19 protein-coding genes, 1 tRNA gene and 2 pseudogenes are annotated in these 20142 nt (G+C 40.2%); 15 read left to right on the top strand and 7 right to left on the bottom strand.

Features of this window, described 5'->3' with window-relative positions; all coding sequences use genetic code 11:
• Nucleotides 1-92: 92 nt before the first annotated feature.
• Genes xseA through ACXVWB_RS02520 form a run of 3 tightly spaced genes read right to left on the bottom strand, consistent with a single transcriptional unit; the run spans nucleotide 93 to nucleotide 2953 of the window.
• Nucleotides 93-1412 carry an exodeoxyribonuclease VII large subunit gene (gene xseA, locus ACXVWB_RS02510; protein WP_297568601.1) on the bottom strand — a complete coding sequence of 440 codons (1320 nt, stop codon included), beginning with the start codon at nucleotides 1410-1412 and terminating at the stop codon, nucleotides 93-95.
• A complete protein-coding gene (locus ACXVWB_RS02515; RefSeq protein ID WP_297568598.1) occupies nucleotides 1412-2623 on the bottom strand; it encodes a ribosomal protein uL16 3-hydroxylase in 1212 nt (403 codons plus the stop codon). Before ACXVWB_RS02515 ends, xseA begins: the two co-directional genes overlap by 1 nt.
• A gap of 3 nt (nucleotides 2624-2626) precedes the next feature.
• Nucleotides 2627-2953 (bottom strand): RnfH family protein, encoded by a 327-nt coding sequence (locus tag ACXVWB_RS02520; protein ID WP_005696455.1) that lies wholly within the window; start codon nucleotides 2951-2953, stop codon nucleotides 2627-2629.
• Between the two features lie 80 nt (nucleotides 2954-3033).
• Here ACXVWB_RS02520 and ACXVWB_RS02525 point away from each other — a divergent pair, with 80 nt between their 5' ends.
• Nucleotides 3034-3450 (top strand): EamA family transporter, encoded by a 417-nt coding sequence (locus tag ACXVWB_RS02525; protein ID WP_128787546.1) that lies wholly within the window; start codon nucleotides 3034-3036, stop codon nucleotides 3448-3450.
• 45 nt (nucleotides 3451-3495) lie between these two features.
• On the opposite strand, the gene ddc is transcribed toward ACXVWB_RS02525, so the two are convergent.
• Together ddc and ACXVWB_RS02535 are read right to left on the bottom strand one after the other, a co-directional pair.
• Nucleotides 3496-5031, bottom strand: a complete 1536-nt coding sequence (ddc, locus tag ACXVWB_RS02530) for an L-2,4-diaminobutyrate decarboxylase (RefSeq protein WP_128787547.1) — start codon at nucleotides 5029-5031, stop codon at nucleotides 3496-3498.
• Between the two features lie 95 nt (nucleotides 5032-5126).
• Entirely contained in the window at nucleotides 5127-6491 is a 1365-nt protein-coding gene (locus tag ACXVWB_RS02535) for a diaminobutyrate--2-oxoglutarate transaminase (RefSeq protein ID WP_128787548.1), read from the bottom strand.
• A 396-nt stretch (nucleotides 6492-6887) separates the two neighbouring features.
• Here ACXVWB_RS02535 and pth point away from each other — a divergent pair, with 396 nt between their 5' ends.
• The 3 genes from pth to tesB all read left to right on the top strand — a co-directional run bounded on the left by pth (nucleotide 6888) and on the right by tesB (nucleotide 9549).
• Complete coding sequence (pth, locus tag ACXVWB_RS02540; RefSeq protein ID WP_297568585.1) at nucleotides 6888-7472, top strand: aminoacyl-tRNA hydrolase; 585 nt, start codon at nucleotides 6888-6890, stop codon at nucleotides 7470-7472.
• A gap of 67 nt (nucleotides 7473-7539) precedes the next feature.
• Nucleotides 7540-8631, top strand: a complete 1092-nt coding sequence (gene ychF, locus ACXVWB_RS02545; protein ID WP_049355809.1) for a redox-regulated ATPase YchF — start codon at nucleotides 7540-7542, stop codon at nucleotides 8629-8631.
• Between the two features lie 57 nt (nucleotides 8632-8688).
• Nucleotides 8689-9549, top strand: a complete 861-nt coding sequence (gene tesB / locus ACXVWB_RS02550) for an acyl-CoA thioesterase II (RefSeq protein ID WP_128787550.1) — start codon at nucleotides 8689-8691, stop codon at nucleotides 9547-9549.
• 23 nt (nucleotides 9550-9572) lie between these two features.
• On the opposite strand, the gene rnhA is transcribed toward tesB, so the two are convergent.
• A complete protein-coding gene (gene rnhA, locus ACXVWB_RS02555; protein WP_005699219.1) occupies nucleotides 9573-10034 on the bottom strand; it encodes a ribonuclease HI in 462 nt (153 codons plus the stop codon).
• A 59-nt stretch (nucleotides 10035-10093) separates the two neighbouring features.
• Here rnhA and dnaQ point away from each other — a divergent pair, with 59 nt between their 5' ends.
• The 3 genes from dnaQ to der all read left to right on the top strand — a co-directional run bounded on the left by dnaQ (nucleotide 10094) and on the right by der (nucleotide 12651).
• Nucleotides 10094-10855: a DNA polymerase III subunit epsilon gene (gene dnaQ, locus ACXVWB_RS02560; RefSeq protein WP_458485209.1), complete on the top strand. Its 762-nt coding sequence runs from the start codon at nucleotides 10094-10096 to the stop codon at nucleotides 10853-10855.
• An 87-nt stretch (nucleotides 10856-10942) separates the two neighbouring features.
• Nucleotides 10943-11019 (top strand) — tRNA-Asp (locus tag ACXVWB_RS02565).
• A gap of 111 nt (nucleotides 11020-11130) precedes the next feature.
• Entirely contained in the window at nucleotides 11131-12651 is a 1521-nt protein-coding gene (der, locus tag ACXVWB_RS02570) for a ribosome biogenesis GTPase Der (RefSeq protein WP_049384377.1), read from the top strand.
• A gap of 57 nt (nucleotides 12652-12708) precedes the next feature.
• Here the strand turns inward: der and ACXVWB_RS02575 are convergent, their stop codons facing one another.
• Nucleotides 12709-13467 carry a DeoR/GlpR family DNA-binding transcription regulator gene (locus ACXVWB_RS02575; RefSeq protein ID WP_015702000.1) on the bottom strand — a complete coding sequence of 253 codons (759 nt, stop codon included), beginning with the start codon at nucleotides 13465-13467 and terminating at the stop codon, nucleotides 12709-12711.
• A gap of 170 nt (nucleotides 13468-13637) precedes the next feature.
• On the opposite strand from ACXVWB_RS02575, the gene ltnD reads away from it, so the two are divergent.
• From ltnD to ACXVWB_RS02615, 8 genes and pseudogenes are all read left to right on the top strand, one after another.
• Complete coding sequence (ltnD, locus tag ACXVWB_RS02580; protein WP_288329693.1) at nucleotides 13638-14543, top strand: L-threonate dehydrogenase; 906 nt, start codon at nucleotides 13638-13640, stop codon at nucleotides 14541-14543.
• A 2-nt stretch (nucleotides 14544-14545) separates the two neighbouring features.
• The gene (gene otnK / locus ACXVWB_RS02585; protein ID WP_288329695.1) at nucleotides 14546-15787 is read left to right on the top strand and encodes a 3-oxo-tetronate kinase; all 1242 of its coding nucleotides are present in this window, start codon (nucleotides 14546-14548) and stop codon (nucleotides 15785-15787) included.
• Nucleotides 15784-16416, top strand: a complete 633-nt coding sequence (gene otnC / locus ACXVWB_RS02590; RefSeq protein ID WP_297568575.1) for a 3-oxo-tetronate 4-phosphate decarboxylase — start codon at nucleotides 15784-15786, stop codon at nucleotides 16414-16416. Before otnK ends, otnC begins: the two co-directional genes overlap by 4 nt.
• A 2-nt stretch (nucleotides 16417-16418) precedes the next feature.
• On the top strand, nucleotides 16419-17195 hold the full coding sequence (gene otnI, locus ACXVWB_RS02595) for a 2-oxo-tetronate isomerase (protein ID WP_297568573.1): 777 nt from the start codon (nucleotides 16419-16421) through the stop codon (nucleotides 17193-17195).
• Between the two features lie 55 nt (nucleotides 17196-17250).
• Complete coding sequence (gene denD, locus ACXVWB_RS02600; protein WP_297568570.1) at nucleotides 17251-18198, top strand: D-erythronate dehydrogenase; 948 nt, start codon at nucleotides 17251-17253, stop codon at nucleotides 18196-18198.
• 8 nt (nucleotides 18199-18206) lie between these two features.
• The gene (locus ACXVWB_RS02605) at nucleotides 18207-19673 is read left to right on the top strand and encodes a GntP family permease (protein ID WP_297568567.1); all 1467 of its coding nucleotides are present in this window, start codon (nucleotides 18207-18209) and stop codon (nucleotides 19671-19673) included.
• Between the two features lie 31 nt (nucleotides 19674-19704).
• A pseudogene (locus tag ACXVWB_RS02610) lies at nucleotides 19705-19929 on the top strand (cyclase family protein); the annotation flags it as partial.
• A pseudogene (locus ACXVWB_RS02615) lies at nucleotides 19914-20078 on the top strand (TIM barrel protein); the annotation flags it as partial. The pseudogenes ACXVWB_RS02610 and ACXVWB_RS02615, both read left to right, overlap by 16 nt.
• Between the last annotated feature and the right edge of the window lie 64 nt (nucleotides 20079-20142).

The following is a 20142-nucleotide window of genomic DNA, read 5'->3' on the forward strand; positions in this document are numbered from 1 at the left end:
TTTTTTGTTGAAACTTTGAAGCCGGTCACAAAAAAAGAAAACCTATGATGATTTCTTATTCATCATAGGTTTACATTAAGAATCCAGTTAAATTAACAAACGCGGCTGATTATTTCCCCGTCAGCGACTTTCGTTTTAATCATATCGCCTGTTTTGACTTGTTTCACGCTCACAATGGCATGTCCTTTGACATCTTCCGCGATGGAATATCCTCGTGCTAATACTTTTAATGGGCTTAATCCATCCAACTTGCCACACAACGTCGCCAATTTATTTTGACGCTCCGTGACTTGACGATTCGCCCCTAAATTTAACCGCACTTGTAACTGAGCTAAATATTGGGATTGTTTTTGCAATTGATAAGGCAACGGATTTTGCTTTAAGCGCGCGGAAAGTGCGGTCAATTTTTGCTGCGTTTTATCCATTTGACGCTGCATCGCTAATAAGAGACGATGATGTAATTGCGCCGTTCTGGCTTTTTGCATCAATAATTGATTTTGTGGATGTTGATTTTGCAGGCGCAAACGTAACTGTTGCAAACGTTGTTGTTGATGACTAAAAATACGATCTAACGCCATCTCCAAACGCTGTTGTTTATAGGCTAACTGTTGAAGTAATTCCTGCTGATTGCGACTCACTAACTCCGCCGCAGCAGAGGGGGTTGGCGCACGTAAATCAGCCACAAAATCGGCAATGGTGACATCGGTTTCGTGACCTACCGCGCTGATAATCGGTAAATTAGAACGGAAAATCGCACGTGCCACTTCTTCTTCATTAAAGCACCAAAGATCTTCTAAAGAACCACCACCACGGCCGACAATCAATACATCCACTTCTTGACGGGCATTAGCGAGTTCAATCATTTGGACGATTTCAGCCGTTGCTTCTTTGCCTTGCACTGCCGTTGGATAAATCACCACTTTTAAACTTGGATCGCGGCGAGCCAAAATATGCAGAATATCTTGTAAAGCCGCGCCTGTAGAAGACGTAATAATGCCCACTGCTTTGGCAAAGTCTGGCAAGCTTTTCTTCAGGTTTTGTGCAAACAATCCTTCAGCTGCCAATTTCATTTTTAGCGCTTCAAATTGCTGTTGCAATAATCCCTCACCGGCAGGGTGCATGGATTCAATAATCAGCTGATAATCACCGCGAGGCTCATATAAACTGACATTCGCCCGCACCAAGACCTGCATGCCGTTTTGCGGACGAAACCCCACACGCAAATTTTTCATGCGGAACATCGCACCGCGAACTTGGGCATTTTCATCTTTTAGCGTTAAATACCAATGCCCTGACACAGGTTGAGTGAAATTAGAAATCTCCCCTGTAAGCCAAATCTGTGAAAAATTCCCTTCCAACATTTGGCGGGTTGCGCTGTTAAGCTGGGAAATGGAGTAAATGTTTTCAGACATTATTCAATCAACACCCAACCGTCATCTAGCCAGTTACAAATCGAATCAAGTAATAATTCCATTGTACTTTCAGGATCTTCTGTATCATTCACTAAATTATTTAAGAATGCCCAATCTAGCGATTCCCCATCAGAAAGACGTTTCAACACTTCCGCTTCAATGACATTCACTTCATCTAACCATTCGCCATTAGCATAAATGCGGAGCGGATTTTCGGTGTAAAGCAACTTGCAGTTATTGTCCTGCATTAATACACCTTGTTCCTCTTCTAAAATTGACCGCACTTCGTCAGGATCGGACATTTCATCGGATACCAACATTTCATAGCGACGTGAGCTCACTGCACTGGCTACTGCTTGTTTGAACAAGGCATCAAAGGCTTCAGACTCTGCCAATTTCGCTAAGAATTGCTTTTTCATTGCCTGAATATTTTCATCAGCCAATTTGCCCGTACGCTGCTCTGCTTGCGTTAAACGTAACGGTAATTGGAATTCGCTTAAATTCAATTCAGGATCTTGATGACAAAACGCTTTATTCACGTTATCGAAAATATCTGCTAAATTCGGATAACGCAAACCAAAAGAAAAGGTCAAGCAATCATCTTCTGCTACACCGTAATGTGACATACGAGCCGGAATATAAAGAATATCACCTGGATTCATCACTTCATCAATCACCAATTCGCCCATATCATCAAAAATACGAATCGGCTGATTCAGTTTAAATTCTGTAGAAGAATCACACCATTTACCTAACTGCCAACGGCGATGACCATAACCTTGCACCAAGAATACATCATATTCGTCATAATGCTTACCAACGGAACCGCCTTTAGGTGCATAAGACACCATAATATCGTCGCGTTGCCATTGTGGGATAAAGCCAAATTTATTCCAAAGCTGACCTAATTCAGTACTCCATTGCTCTAAATTTTGGACGAGCACCGACCATTTCTCTGGCACATCTGCAAAATCTTCTTCAGATAACGGACTGAAAAACACTTTCCAATTATCATCTGAAAAGGTTTTCACTAAACGTGCCGTCACATCTTCGCCTTGTGCTAATTCGATAATATCGTCAGGCTCGAATTGGCCAACAATTTCAGGCAAGCCATTACGAATAATCAATGGTTTTTTCTGCCAATAATCACGCAGGAAAATTTCAGGGGTAATGCCATCAGGCAGACAATATTGGTTGGAAAGTGCGGTCATTTTTTACTCCTTTTCCTGTTTTTCTTGTTGAGCTTTTTCTTGTGCGGCTTTGGCTTGCTCCGCTGCACGTTTACGACGAATTTCTTTAGGATCGGCTAATAATGGACGGTAAATTTCAATACGATCGCCGTCTTTTAATTGATCTGTTAATTTTGCAGGGCGGGAATAAATCCCCACTTTATTTTCACGCAAATCGATTTCGGTAAACTGTTGTAAAATGCCCGATTGTAAAATAGCCGTTTGGATCATCGTGCCTTCATCCACTTTGAAGGATTTCAAATAATAGCGATCCGGCAAGGCATAGGCGATTTCAATATTAATTTGGTTCATGTCTTATTCTGTCTTAATGAGTTTTCCGTTATTATAGCGGAAAAGTGCAATCAATATTAACGATAAAATAGGAACACATCATGAATTGGGTATTTTTTGCTATTGGTTCAGCCTTTTTCGCTGGACTTACCGCTATTTTAGGTAAATTAGGGGTTGAAGGCATTAACAGTAATCTCGCGACTTTTATCCGTACAATTGTGGTTTTACTCGTTACAGCAGGTATCATTAGCGCACGTAACGAATGGCAACTGCCACAACATATTGCTGCAAAACCGTTTACCTTTTTAATTCTTTCCGGTGTTGCTACGGGCCTATCTTGGCTTTGTTATTATCGTGCGTTACAAATGGCGCCCGCCTCTTGGGTTGCGCCCATTGATAAACTCAGTGTGGTCATTGCCATTATTTTAGGCGTAGTTTTGTTAGGCGAACCCTTAAGCATGAAATTAATCATGGGAAGTTTATTAATCTTAAGTGGCGTTCTAATACTTATACTATAAAAAAGAAAAGACCGTTTAAATCGGCCTTTTCTTCCTATAAAAGAACTAGTCAATCGGTGGTACATAGGTGCCGTTTGCAATTGCATCTTTAATGCGGTTTGCTTCAGCTAAGACTTGAGCTAACAATGCTTTTACATTTTCAAGCGTAGCAATCGGGCTTAATGTCGTCATTTTTAGCGATTGTTTATCGCCAACTTTAGTCACACCAATATTCGCTTCGCCACGGGCAAAGAGTTCATCCGCCACATTTTGGTTTAAGGCATCTAAAAATTCTGCTGGATAGCCTTTTGGCACTACACGGAATAGCACTGATGCAAACTGCGTTGGCACGAGCATTTCTAACTCTTCGGCTTCATTGATATAACCTTCTACTTCTTTGGTCAATTTAACACCATGGTCAATCATTGAAGCATAGAGTGCTTCGCCTAATGCTTCCACAGTAAACCATAATTTTAAGGCATCAAAACGACGCGTTGTTTGTAGAGATTTTGCCACCAAGTTTGGCACACCGTGCTCTTCATCATATTCTGAATTGAGATAATCTGCTTTGTAGTCAATAAAACGATAGTTCGCTTGATCTTTAAGCAAGAATGCCCCACAAGAAATGGTTTGGAAGAAATGCTTGTGGAAATCAAGTGTAATTGAATCTGTTAGCTCAATGCCATCTAAGAAATGACGGAATTCTTGAGAAAGCAATAACGCACCGCCCCAAGCGGCATCAACGTGTAACCATGCTTGGTATTCATCAGCTAGTTTTCTAATCGCTTTGAGATCATCAATCGCGCCAGCATCTGTGGTGCCTGCCGTCGCCACAATACAAGCGACTATTTTACCTTCAGCTTTTAATTGCGCCAAAGTTTGTTCAAGCGCGTTGACATCCATTTGTGCATTGGCATTCGATGGTACAGTAACCACAGATTGGAAACCCATTCCCATCATTGCCATATTTTTTTGCACAGAAAAATGCGCATTCTCTGAACAAATGACTTTAACTTTCTTCATGGCATCAACTGGAATACCATCGCGTTGCACCGACCATTCTGAACCATCTTCATTTTTCCAGTGATTCGCAATCGCCCAATCGCGTGCTAATAATACGCCCATTAAGTTAGACTGCGTACCGCCCGAGGTAAACACCCCAGAAGTGCCTTGGCCATAGCCCACTTTTTGACGTAACCAATCAATCAAATGCTCTTCCATAATTGAACCCGCTGGGCTTTGATCCCAAGAGTCCATAGATTGGTTTGTGGCATTGATTAACACTTCCGCAATTTGGCTCGTTACCATCGTTGGGCAATGTAAATGCGCCAATGAATGGGGGTGATGTACTTTTAAACTTGGATTTAAGAAAATTTCGACGAGGTGATCCAGCGCATTTTCTACGCCCACGCCAGCTTGGCTTGGTTTAAATCCATCAATCAAAGCACGCATTTGTTTGATTGAGCCACCCGTGTACATTTTGTCGTTTTTCAACCAATTTGAGACCGCTTGCACAGCTTTATTCATCGCATTTTCATAGTCTTTAATCGACTGCTCATCGCGACAAAAAAGGGATTGTTTATGTTGTTTAAGATCTGACATAGCCATTCTTTCCTAAAAAATTCCCCTCTTTGACAAAGGGGGGAGCTCAAGCGGTCAAATTTCACAAAATATCTGCAAAATCTGACCGCTCTTGATTAACCACGTACGGCTTTTAATGCATCTGCAACAGATTGTTTAAAGCGTTTAATAAACTCTTCACATTCTGCTTGATTGATGTTTACCGCACAAAGTACACGCACAACGTTACCGCCACGTCCACCACGCTCTAACAATAATTTATTATTAAAGCAGGCTTTTTGGATAGCGACCGCAAGTTCGCCATCTTGTGGGTATGCACCTGTTGCATCTTTGGCTTGACGTTCATCAACAATATCAATCCCCATCATTAAGCCTTTACCACGCACGTTACCGATACATGGGTATTCTTTGCTTAATTCGCGTAATGCATTAGTTAAGTACTCGCCACGTTCTTTAGCATTTTGCGCTAAGTTTTCATTACGCATGATTTTTAGTGAAGCATAACCTGTTGCCATCGCTAATTGGTTACCACGGAAAGTACCGGTATGGCCTGCTGGTTGCCAAGCATCAAATTCTTTTTTGATTGCAAGCACGGCTAATGGCAAGCTACCGCCCACCGCTTTTGACATCACAACGATATCTGGTTGGATGCCTGCATGTTCAAACGCAAACATTTTACCTGAACGACAGAATCCCGCTTGAACTTCATCTACGATCATTAAAATGCCATGTTTTTTGGTTACTTCACGGACTTTTTGTAAGAAGCTAATTGGCGCTGGCACAACACCACCTTCACCTTGAATTGCTTCTAAAATTACCGCAGCTGGTTTTACCACACCACTTTCAACATCTTCAATAAAGTGTTCAAAGTAATGTTCAACGGCTTTTGCCCCAGCTTCGCCACCAATACCAAATGGGCAACGGTATTCGTGCGGATAAGGTAAGAATTGCACGCCCGGCATTAAGTTTTGCACAGCATTTTTCGCACTTAAGTTACCCGTTAACGATAATGCGCCGTGAGTCATACCATGGAAACCGCCAGAGAACGCGATCACGTTACCGCGGCCAGTATAAGTTTTCGCTAATTTAATTGCCGCTTCATTTGCATCTGCGCCTGATGGGCCGGTGAATTGTAAAATGTATTCATCTTTCGGGAAGAACGACAATAATTCTTCAGTGAATGCATCTTTTAATGGGGTGGTTAAATCCAGTGTATGTAAAGGCAAACCGCTATCTAACACATCACGAATCGCCTGCATTAATACAGGGTGATTATGCCCTAATGCTAAAGTGCCAGCACCGGCTAAGAAATCAAGGTATTTGTTGCCTTCAACGTCAGTAACCCAGCAACCTTCTGCTTTTTCATAAGCAAACGGTAATTTACGCGGATAGCTACGAACGTTTGATTCCATTGCATCTTGGCGATCTAAAAAGTGTTTATTGGAAGCAAGAATCGCTTTTACAGGAGTGGTAATTGTCATTGATAAAAACCTTCTAAAAGAGGTGAAAAAAATAAGTCGGGTGCCTTGCGGGAAGCCTAAACTTTCTGTTTCTGAAAAAACAGACGCCATGGGGCATTTGACTCGCTACTTATTAAAAAAAGCGTTTCAGCTTTTTTGTTTTTACCCTAATTGCCCAAAAGAGGTTGGCTAGGTTGGAAACACATCTTAAATATGGGTCATATTTAAAACGTTGCCGCATTTTACATTTCTTTTATAAAAAAGAAAGCCAAACGTTTAAATCGCATAAATTTTTATTAACTCGTCGGATTTCATCAGTTACAACCTAACCTAAAATATGGGAGCTTTACAGCGATGATTGAGAAATTAGCCCTTTTTCGCTACAATACACCACTATTTTTATTCAAGCAGAAAACTATGTCTGAAATTAAACTCATCGTGGGGCTGGGTAATCCTGGCGATAAATATGCAGAAACCCGCCACAATGCAGGGGAATGGCTGATTGAGCGCTTGGCTCGTCGCTTTAATGTTTCGCTTAATGCAGAAAATAAATTCTTTGGTTACGTAGGAAAAACGCTAATTAATGGCAAAGAAGTCCGTTTTTTAGTACCTACGACGTTTATGAATTTAAGCGGAAAAGCAGTAAGTGCACTTGCTAATTTTTATCGTATCAAACCAGAAGAAATTTTAGTGCTACACGATGAATTAGATTTACCGCCAGGCACCGTAAAATTAAAACAAGGTGGCGGACATGGCGGTCACAATGGTTTAAAAGATATCGTGGCACAGCTTGGTAACAGCAACAATTTCTATCGTTTACGCATTGGCATTGGCCATCCTGGACACCGTGATTTAGTTTCAGGTTTTGTGCTTAACAAACCCGCGCCTGCAGAAAGAGAAGCGCTCGATAAAGCTTTAGATGAGGCCACCGATTGCATTGAACTGCTTTTCAAAGAAGGCATGGTGAAAGCCACCAATCGCTTAAACAGTTTTAAAATTTAACTCAGAAGTGCGGTGAAAAAACACCATAAATTTTAACCGCACTTACGCTTACAATAAGGAAAACATCATGGGATTTAAATGTGGTATCGTTGGTTTGCCAAACGTCGGTAAATCTACCCTTTTTAATGCATTAACCAAAGCCGGGATCGAAGCGGCAAACTACCCGTTCTGTACCATCGAACCGAATACTGGCGTGGTACCAATGCCGGATCCGCGTTTAGATGCGTTAGCGGAAATTGTTAAACCTGAACGTGTATTACCCACCACAATGGAGTTTGTGGATATTGCTGGTTTGGTTGCGGGTGCAAGTAAAGGTGAAGGCTTAGGTAATAAGTTCCTAGCTAATATCCGTGAAACTGATGCAATTGGTCATGTTGTTCGTTGTTTTGAAAATGATGATATCGTGCACGTTGCGGGTAAAATCGATCCATTAAGCGATATCGAAACCATCAATACTGAATTAGCCCTTGCTGACTTAGACAGCTGTGAACGTGCAATCCAACGTTTACAAAAACGCGCTAAAGGTGGTGATAAAGACGCAAAATTTGAGCTGTCTGTAATGGAAAAAATTCTTCCTGTACTTTCTGAAGCGGGCATGATTCGTTCTGTTGAGTTAGATAAAGATGAATTATTGGCGATTAAAAGCTATAACTTCCTCACATTAAAACCAACCATGTACATTGCGAACGTGAATGAAGACGGTTTTGAAAACAACCCATATTTAGACAAAGTACGTGAATTTGCTGAAAAAGAAGGCTCTGTTGTGGTGCCTGTATGTGCGGCGATTGAAGCAGAAATTGCTGAGCTTGATGACGATGAAAAAATCGAATTCTTACAAGACCTTGGTATTGAAGAACCAGGCTTAAACCGTGTAATTCGTGCAGGTTATGCCTTATTAAATCTTCAAACCTACTTCACTGCAGGTGTGAAAGAAGTGCGCGCATGGACGGTTTCTGTGGGTGCAACCGCCCCTAAAGCAGCGGCTGTAATCCATACTGACTTTGAAAAAGGCTTCATCCGAGCAGAAGTCATTGCTTACGATGACTTCATCCAATTCAAAGGTGAAAACGGAGCAAAAGAAGCAGGTAAATGGCGCTTAGAAGGTAAAGACTACATCGTCCAAGATGGAGATGTCATGCACTTCCGTTTTAACGTATAAAAACGCTTCAGACCGCATAACTATGCGGTCTTTTTGTATTTATAAAAGGAAAAAATAATGTCGGATAAATTAAATCAACTCATCGAATTGCTAAAATTAGAAAAAATTGATGATCTTATCTTTCGTGGTGCGAGTGAAGACTTAGGTTTTCGCCAAGTATTTGGTGGCCAAGTCGTGGCACAATCTCTTTCTGCCGCGATGCAAGTTGCCCCGCCTGAGCGTGTACTCCATTCCTGCCATGCTTACTTTTTAGCTCCTGGCGATAGTCAACACCCGATTATTTATGATGTGGAAACCTTACGTGAAGGACGCAACTTTTCTGCGTTACGCGTAAAAGCCATTCAACATAAAAATGTGATTTGTCATGTCACTGCTTCATTTCAAGTACCCGAAGAAGGCTTCGACCATCAATCAGCCATGCCGCAAGTACCAGGACCAGAACAATGCATTGATGAACATGAAATCATGTTAAAAGTGGCGCAGACTTTGCCTGAAAGCTTAAGTGAAAAATTTGCCCAAGAACGCCCATTTCAAATTCATAGCCGATATTTAAACAATCCATTTGATGGTCGAAAACTGCCGCCAGAACAATATGCTTGGTTTAAAACCAATGGAGAGGCACCACTGGATTTGCAGACGCAACAATGTCTCTTGGCCTATTTTTCTGATTTCCACTGTATTTTGACCGCACTTCACCCACATGGGAAAGGCTTTTTACAGAAAGGGATGAAAGTCGCCACAATCGACCACAGCATTTGGTTCCACCGCCCTTTCAATTTAAATAATTGGCACTTACATGCCATTGAAAGTAATAATGCTTTTGCTGGGCGTGGTTTAGCGAGAGGACAAATTTTTGCTGCAGATGGCACATTAATTGCCACCACACAGCAGGAAGGTTTAATTCGTTATCAAGAATAACCGCTCTTAAAATAAGGTGCAGACTAGCCTTCGTAACCGATATCTTCGAAGGTCGGATTTTCTGCGCCTTGTTTGGCTAATTCATCACAAATTTCATTTTCACGATGGCCTGAATGGCCTTTCACCCACTGCCAATCAATGTTATGGGTTTGAATCGCCTGATCTAACGCAATCCATAAATCTTGGTTTTTTACCGCTTTGCCCGTACTCGCTTTCCAATTGTTTTTCTTCCAATTGTAAATCCATTGTGTGATGCCATTTTTCATATATTGGCTATCGCTATAAAGCGTTACATGGCAAGGCTCTTTTAAGCTATTTAAAGCCTCAATCACTGCTCGTAATTCCATGCGATTATTGGTGGTTTTGAAATACCCTTTTGAAATATGTTTTTCATGCTGTTTATAGCGCAGGACAATCCCTATGCCACCGGCTCCCGGATTGCCGAGGCAAGATCCATCCGTAAAAATTTCAATCTGTTTTTGCATAACTAATTCGAGCTTGTGTAAAATAGACGGTATTTTAAAGGAAACAAATAGGTAGAACAATGATAAATCCGGATCGCCAAATTGTACTGGATACTGAAACCACCGGTATGAACCAAATTGGCGCACATTACGAAGGACATTGCATTATTGAAATTGGTGCTGTGGAAATGATCAACCGTAAATACACGGGCAATAATTTTCACATTTATATTAAGCCGGATCGTTTGGTTGATCCTGATGCCATTAAAGTTCACGGTATTACGGATGAAATGCTGGCGGATAAACCGGATTTCAAAACGATTGCACAGGACTTTATTGAATACATTCGTGGTGCTGAACTGCTGATTCACAACGCCCCCTTCGACGTGGGCTTTATGGACTATGAATTCCGTAAACTCGGGTTAGATATCAAAACAACCGACATTTGCCTGGTCACCGATACGTTGCAAATGGCTCGCCAAATGTACCCGGGAAAACGTAATAGCTTAGATGCCTTGTGTGATCGTTTAGGCATTGATAACAGCAAACGAACACTCCACGGTGCGTTACTGGATGCGGAGATTTTGGCTGACGTCTATTTGTCCATGACGGGCGGGCAAACCAGTCTATTTGATGAAGATCATGCGGATAGTTCAATTATCCAAGCGGGTGCCAATATGCAAGATCTTCAAAATGCGGTCAATTTTTCGCAGAATTTAAAAGTGTTACAACCCACTGATGATGAACTCCAAGCCCATTTAGATTTCCTTAAATTGGTCAATAAAAAAAGCGATGGCAAATGTTTTTGGTCTATTCGTGCGGGCGACGAAACCTCACATTAATCGGTTATCTATTAATCAGATAAACATAAAAAAGAAAAAAAAGATTGACGGTTTTAACGTTCATCATTATTATACCCAGCACTTAGCGGAGTGGTAGTTCAGCTGGTTAGAATACCTGCCTGTCACGCAGGGGGTCGCGGGTTCGAGTCCCGTCCATTCCGCCAATTAAGCCGAGATAATGAAGCACCAGAAGGTGCTTTTTTTATGCCCGAATTTTACCTACCAGCCAACATTCGCTATAATTAACCAAATTTACACTTTACAGAGATATTTTTATGACAACTCCTGTCGTTGCCTTAGTGGGTCGCCCAAACGTAGGTAAATCCACCCTATTCAACCGTTTAACCCGTACCCGCGATGCGCTTGTCGCTGACTTCCCTGGTTTAACCCGAGATCGTAAATACGGTCATGCCAATATTTCTGGCTATGATTTCATTGTGATCGATACCGGCGGTATTGATGGCACTGAAGAAGGCGTTGAAGAAAAAATGGCGGAACAATCCTTATTAGCGATTGAAGAAGCCGATGTAGTGCTTTTCTTAGTGGATGCGCGTGCAGGTTTAACGGCTGCAGACATTGGCATTGCCAATTACTTACGCCAACGTACTAATAAAACAACCGTGGTTGTAGCAAATAAAACTGACGGTATTGATGCAGACTCACACTGTGCGGAATTTTATCAATTAGGCTTAGGTGAAATTGAACAAATCGCCGCATCACAAGGCCGTGGCGTGACTCAATTAATGGAGCAAGTACTTGCACCTTTAGCGGAAAAATTACAAGAAAACGAAGCGGAAAATGACCGCACTTCTGATGAAGAAGAAAAAGATGAATGGGATCACGAATTTGACTTTGACTCAGAAGAAGATACTTCATTAATTGATGAAGCATTAGACGAAGAACTTGAAGAAGAACAAGATAAAAATATTAAAATTGCGATTGTAGGCCGTCCAAACGTTGGTAAATCCACATTAACCAATCGTATTTTAGGTGAAGATCGCGTGGTGGTTTACGATATGCCAGGCACAACACGCGACAGTATCTACATTCCAATGGAACGCGATGGGCAACAATACACCTTGATTGATACAGCAGGTGTGCGTAAACGTGGTAAAGTGCATTTAGCCGTTGAGAAATTCTCTGTCATCAAAACATTACAAGCGATTCAAGATGCAAACGTGGTGTTACTCACAATTGATGCGCGTGAAAACATTTCAGATCAAGATCTCTCTCTACTTGGCTTTATCTTAAATGCAGGACGCTCGCTCGTGATCGTCGTAAATAAATGGGATGGCTTAGATCAAGATGTGAAAGATCGCGTCAAATCCGAATTAGATCGCCGTCTTGATTTCATCGACTTTGCCCGTGTGCATTTTATTTCTGCGTTACACGGCAGTGGCGTGGGGAATCTTTTTGATTCGATTAAAGAAGCTTATGCTTGTGCGACGCAAAAAATGACGACCTCCCTTCTCACCCGTATTTTACAAATGGCAACGGATGAGCATCAACCACCTATGATTGGCGGTCGTCGCATTAAATTAAAATATGCTCACCCAGGTGGTTATAACCCACCAATTATCGTGGTGCATGGTAACCAAATGGATAAATTACCGGATTCATACAAACGTTATTTATCTAATTATTATCGTAAGAGTTTGAAAATTATTGGTTCGCCAATTCGCTTGCTATTCCAAGAAGGTTCAAACCCATTCGCAGGTAGAAAAAATAAACTCACACCAAACCAATTACGTAAACGTAAACGCTTGATGAAGTTTATCAAAAAAGCGAAACGCTAATCTTAACAAACAAAGAGCGATCAAAAATCACTGTGAATTTTGACCGCTCTTTTTATTTTATACTAAAAATAATTCAACATTCATTTCAGCGATTCTAGCTTGAGCATTTTCGGGTAATCCTTTATCACAGATAATCGTATCTAGTGAACTAAGTGGATATAGTAGAAATGTTGCTACTTTGCCATATTTGGATGAATCAGTAACAAGGATATTTTTTTGACTAAATTGGATAATAGCCTTTTTGACAGGAATTTTTTGCTCATCAGGCGTGGTTAGCCCTTTTAAATTCCAAGATGAAGTCGAGATGAACGCAATATCAACTGAAATTTGATGTAGAAATTGGGCAGCAAATTCTCCCACAGAGGAACGATTTGATTTATTAATGAGCCCACCAGTATGCATAATATTACATTGGCTATTGACCATTAAATAATGGGCAATAACAAAATCATTAGTAATTACAAGTAGATCGTTTCGATTAGCGATTTGTTTTGCGATTTCAAGTGTTGTCGTGCCAGCATCTAGATATATAGTGGAATGTTCTTGTATTAACTCAACTGCTTTTTTACTAATAGCCGTCTTTTCAGTCGTTGCTAGTAATGATTTATCGTCATGTGTTGGTTCACTGGATAAACGTTCAAGTAATTGAACCCCCCCCGAAACAGAGATGACTTTTCCATCCTCTTCGAGCTTTTGTATATCACGACGTACGGTCATATGCGATACGCCTAAGATATTGACTAAGTTATTTATACTAATAACGCTTTGTTTACTAATTAAGTTTAATAATGTCTTTTGCCGTTCAGCAGGAATCATCTTTTTCTCCATACCTGATTTCAAATCAGATTATGAGCCCATAACGTTTCATCACAAAAATTAACAAAAAATAACATTTTTTATCATTTTGTGACGTAGATCTCAGATTTAATTTATTGTATCGGCTAATATACAGATAAATTTGGTTAAGATCTATTGGGAGATTAAAAATGGAAAATCAAAATTATTCAGTCGCAGTGATTGGTCTTGGTTCTATGGGTATGGGCGCAGCGGTATCTTGCATTAATGCAGGATTAACGACCTATGGTATTGATTTAAACCCAGTTGCACTTGAAAAACTAAAAGCGGCAGGTGCAAAAGCTGTAGCGGCAAATGGCTATGACTTCGCTCACGAACTTGATGCTGTAGTGGTTTTAGTGGTTAATGCAGCCCAAGCTAACGCAGTATTATTTGGCGAAAATGGTATTGCTAAAAAATTAAAAGCAGGTACAGCGGTGATGGTTTCTTCTACCATGGCGGCTCAAGATGCTCAAATAATTTCACAAAAATTAACAGAATTAGGTTTGATTATGTTAGATGCACCTGTTTCTGGTGGTGCAGCTAAAGCATTAAAAGGTGAAATGACTGTTATGGCATCGGGTTCAAAACAAGCATTTGAGTTGTTACAACCTGTTTTAGATGCCACTGCGGCAAAAGTTTATAACATTGGTGAAGAAATTGGTTTAGGTGCAACGGTGAAAATCGTCCATCAATTATTAGCCGGCGTACATATTGCAGCAGGTGCGGAAGCTATGGCTCTTGCCTCAAAAGCGGGTATTCCACTTGATGTTATGTATGATGTTGTGACCAATGCAGCTGGTAACTCTTGGATGTTTGAAAACCGGATGAAACACGTAGTAGAAGGTGACTATACGCCGCTTTCTATGGTTGATATTTTTGTGAAAGATTTAGGCTTAGTTAATGACACTGCAAAATCACTTCATTTCCCACTTCATTTGGCAAGCACAGCCTATTCTATGTTCACTGAGGCAAGCAATGCGGGTTATGGTAAAGAAGATGATAGTGCAGTGATTAAAATTTTTAGTGGCGTTAACTTACCGAAAAAAGGAGCGTAGCGATGTTAGGTGTTATTGCAGATGATTTTACAGGCGCAAGCGATATCGCCAGTTTTTTGGTTGAAAATGGCTTAAGTACGGTGCAAATGAACGGTGTTCCAACACAATCGTTAAACAGCAAAGTAGATGCCATTGTGATCAGTCTAAAATCACGTTCCAACCCTGTGAATGAAGCCATTGAACAGTCATTAAGGGCTTATCAATGGTTAAAGGAAAATGGTTGTACGCAATTTTATTTTAAATATTGTTCCACCTTTGACAGCACAGCAAAAGGCAATATCGGTCCTGTCACGGATGCTTTACTAGATGAATTAAATGAAGATTTCACCGTTATTACACCAGCCTTACCTGTAAATGGTCGCACTATTTTTAACGGCTATTTATTCGTAGGTGATGTATTGTTGAGTGAATCAGGCATGAAAAACCACCCGATTACACCAATGGTGGACGCAAATTTAATGCGTTTGATGGATGCACAAGCCAAAGGAAAAACAGGCTTAGTCGCTTATGCTGATGTGATTAAAGGTGCGGCACGTGTGAAAGAACGTTTTGCGGAACTCAAAGCCCAAGGCTACCGTTATGCGGTTGTTGATGCCGTGGATAATTCGCAGTTGGAAGTACTTGCTGAAGCGGTGGCGGATTTCAAATTGGTGACAGGCGGTTCTGGTTTAGCAGCATATATGGCGGCGCGTTTAAGTGGTGGTAAAAAAGGCACCAATGCCTTTACGCCAACTAAAGGTAAAACCGTGGTGCTTTCAGGGTCTTGCTCTGTGATGACGAACAAGCAAGTGGAAAAATATAAAGAAAAAGCACCGCACTTACACCTTGATGCGGCGCAAGCGATTAACAATCCAAACTATGTGGAAGAACTCTCTCAATGGGTTATCGCTAATTTAGATTCACCGCTTGCACCAATGGTATATGCCACTGTACCACCTGAAGCATTGAAAGAAATTCAAAATCAATTTGGTGTGGATAAAGCCAGCCATGCTATTGAAAACACGTTTGCTAAATTAGCCGCGAAGTTAAAACAATATGGCGTAACAAACTTTATTAATGCAGGTGGAGAAACTTCTAGCATTGTGGTGCAACAACTTGGGTTTACAGGTTTTCATATCGGTAAACAAATCGCTCCTGGAGTGCCTTGGTTAAAAGCAGTGGAAGAGGATATTTATCTCGCATTGAAATCAGGTAATTTTGGTAAAGACGATTTCTTTGAATACGCACAAGGAATGTTTGTATGACAGATCTTGAACAAAAAGAATTGATGGTACAACTCGGACGTTCTTTTTATGAGCGCGGTTATACCGTTGGCGGGGCAGGCAATTTGTCTGTCCGCCTTGATGAAAATCGTGTATTAGTCACGCCAACAGGTTCATCTTTAGGTCGTTTAAAAGCAGAATGCTTATCCGTGTTAGATATGGATGGCAATGTGTTAGAAGGTGATAAACCCTCTAAAGAATCCGTGTTTCATTTGGCTATGTACAAGAAAAATCCTGAGTGCAAAGCCATTGTACATTTACATTGCACGTATTTGACCGCCCTTTCTTGCCTTGATGGATTGGATGTGACTAATGCAATGAAAGCTTTTACACCCTATTACGTAATGCGTGTAGGCAAACTGCAAGTGATACCTTATTACCGACCTGGTTCGCCAGAGATCGCACGTGAACTCAGTGAACGCGCCTTAACAGGGAAAGCATTTTTACTTGCCAATCATGGTGTTGTGGTGACAGGTTGTGATTTGCTTGATGCAGCTGATAATACGGAAGAGCTAGAAGAAACTGCCAAATTATTCTTCACTTTGCAAGGACAAAAAATCCGCTATCTCACTGATACCGAAGTGAAAGATTTAGAAAATAGAGGAAAATAATTATGCCTAAATTTGCAGCAAACTTAACAATGATGTTTAACGAAGTGCCATTTTTAGATCGCTTTGAAGCGGCGGCTAAAGCAGGCTTTAAATATGTCGAATTCTTATGGCCTTATGATTACCCTGCACAAGAACTCAAAGCAATTTTAGATAAGCATGGCCTAAAAGTTGTGTTATTTAATACCCCAGCTGGTGATGTAAACAAAGGTGAATGGGGTGTTTCGGCAATCCCTGGCCGAGAAGCTGATAGCCATAGAGATATTGATTTGGCTCTTGAATATGCACTTGCATTAGGTTGTCCAAATGTACATATCATGTCAGCAGTTGTGCCAGAAGGTGCAAGCCGTGAAGAATATAAACAAACCTTTATTAAAAACATACGCTATGCATCTGATAAATATAAACCATATGGGATCAAAATTCAGCTTGAAGCTTTAAGCCCTGAAGTGAAACCTAATTATTTACTCAAAAGCCAATTTGATACGCTTGAAGTGGTGGAATTGGTTGATCGTGATAATGTATTTGTTCAACTCGACTATTTTCATGCACAAAATGTAGATGGCAATCTTGCGCGTTTAACCGATAAATTAAATGGCAAATTTGCTCACGTTCAAATTGCTTCTGTACCAGACCGTCATGAACCCGACGAAGGTGAAATTAACTACCAATATATCTTCGATAAACTAGATGAAATCGGTTATACAGGCTATGTTGGCTGTGAATACAAACCACGTGGCGAAACCGTAACGGGATTGGATTGGTTTCAGAAGTATAAATAAATATTCTTAAATTTAACTGCGGTTTTAAAAACATATATTATCTAAGGAGGATAAAATGAAAGTTGTAATTACTGGTGGGCAAGGGTTCTTAGGACAACGTTTAGCCAAAACGCTATTAGCCCAGAATAATATTCATATTGATGATTTAATTTTAATTGATGTTGTTAAGCCTATTGCGCCAAATAATGATCCTCGTGTTCGATGTTATGAAATGGATTTACGTTATCCAACAGGATTAGATGAATTAATTACTGAAGAAACGGATGCTATTTTTCATTTAGCGGCTATCGTAAGTAGTCATGCAGAACAAGATCCTGATTTAGGTTATGAAATTAATTTCTTAGCAACACGAAATATCCTTGAAATTTGTCGCAAAAATAATCCTAAAGTGCGGTTTATTTTCTCTAGTTCTTTAGCCATATTTGGTGGAGAACTACCTGAAACTATTTTAGATAGTACAGCATTCACACCGCAATCTACCTATGGTACACAAAAAGCAATGTGTGAATTGCTGATTAATGATTACTCACGAAAAGGCTTTGTAGATGGTATTGTTGTTCGTTTACCAACCATTTGTATTCGACCAGGCAAACCAAATAAAGCTGCATCCTCATTTGTTAGCAGCATTATGCGTGAACCTCTACATGGGGAAGATGCCGTGTGTCCTGTATCGGAAGAATTACGTTTATGGTTATCTAGCCCAAATACAGTAGTTGCAAACTTTATTCATGCTTTACAACTTCCATCACTTCCATTGCGTAGTTGGCATTCTATTAATCTTCCAGGGTTTAGTGTTACCGTAAAACAAATGTTATCTGATCTCACTCAAGTAAAAGGTGAAGCAATTTTAGAACATATTAAATTTGAGTTCGATGAAAGCATTAACAATATCGTTGCTAGTTGGCCTGCAAGAATTGATAACACCCAAGCATTAGCTCTTGGTTTCAAAGTGGATAGCAATTTCCAAAATGTTATCCAACAGTTTATTGAATATGATATGTAGGAGGCACTATGTTTGGCTTACCGATTCCAATTATTGGATTATTAATCGCTGTATTTGTTCTCGTTTTTCTCGTATTAAGAACGCGAGTTCATGCTTTCATCGCAATGCTAATTGCAGCTTCAATTGCAGGTTTAGTAGGTGGTATGTCAGCTGATGAAACCTTAAATTCCATCACAAAAGGATTTGGTGGCACACTAGGTAGTATTGGGATTGTTATTGGACTTGGTGTAATGATGGGTAGCGTCTTAGAAGTTTCTGGTGCGGCAGAAAAAATGGCATATAGTTTTATCAAAATGCTAGGTCAGAAAAAAGAAGAATGGGCATTAGCTATTACAGGTTACGTAGTGAGTATTCCAATTTTCGTAGATTCTGCATTTGTTATCCTTTATCCAGTAGCAAAAGCTCTCGCAAAAAATGGTAAACGCTCATTATTAACTCTAGGCGTTGCTTTGGCTGGTGGCTTGGTTGTGACACACCACACCGTTCCACCAACACCAGGTCCATTGGGAGTAGCTGGGTTATTTGGTGTAGATATTGGCGCAATGTTACTCACTGGAATGTGTATGGCTGTCTTGCCTGTTGTAGGAATAGTTCTGTATGCTAAATGGTTAGATAAAAAATACCCTAACTTTAATCAAGAAGTGTTCACGGAAGAAGAATTAAAACAAAAATATGATAGTTATATTGAAAGTCGTGAGAAAAAAGAACTTCCTAGTTTAGGGCTTTCTTTACTACCAATTGTATTACCGATAGTATTAATCTTCATTAAAGCAGTTGTACATTTATTCGTTAAAGATGTACCTGAAGCATTGACAAGTATACCTTATCAAATCGTTTCATTCCTTGGTCACCCTGTTATTGCTTTAGCATTAAGCGTATTAATTTCTGTTTACACATTATTACCAAAAGCCGATAAAAATACGACTGCACTTCATCTTGAAGAAGGTGTTAAAACAGCTGGTATTATCTTATTAGTAACAGGTGCGGGTGGTGCATTAGGTGCGGTATTGCGCGATAGTGGTGCAGGAAAACAATTAGCAGAACAGATCGCAAACTTACCTATTTCACCAATTTTAATTCCATTTATCGTATCGACTTTAGTGCGTTTTATTCAAGGTTCAGGTACAGTTGCAATGGTTACAGCTGCTTCAATTTCAGCCCCAATCCTTGCGCAAATACCCGGTGTCAATATGCTATTAGCCGCTCAAGCTGCTACCATGGGATCGCTTTTCTTTGGCTATTTCAATGATAGTTTATTCTGGGTGGTTAACCGTATGATGGGAATTAATGATGTGAAAAAACAAATGGTCGTTTGGTCTGTACCAACCACGATTGCTTGGGGGATTGGTGGTATTTCAGTAATTCTTGCTAACTTGATTTTTGGCAACGATGGCTCTGTATTTGATCTGCTTTTCCCTATTGTCGTGTTAGCCAGCATTTTATTCTATATCAAACTTCAGAATAAAAATCTTTAATTACGGTTAAAATTTAATCAGGAGATCAATGATGTTTATATATTTATCACACACATTAGATCCAAATAATTTAGCTTGGCCTGGCTAACCTGTAGTGAAGTGATACGTTGTACAGATATAAATGAGATAACACCATTTAGCAGTTTTATCTCTAAAATACCAAATCATTGCGGTACACATATGGATGCGTCACGCCACTTTGTAAAAGATGGTTTTAAGTATCAATGAACTGCCAATTAAATTGCTTCTGTACCAGACCGTCATGAACCCGACGAAGGTGAAATTAATTACCAATACATTTTCGATAAACTTGATACTATTGGTTATGATGGCTATGTTGGCTGTGAATACAAACCACGTGGCGAAACCACAGCAGGATTAGATTGGTTCCAAAAATATAAATAATTGATAAAAATTTAACCGCACTTTAAATTTTAAAGTGTTATCTCAGCTAAACGTTCTGCTTTGG

The organism is Haemophilus sp. SZY H53 (genome assembly GCF_054332375.1).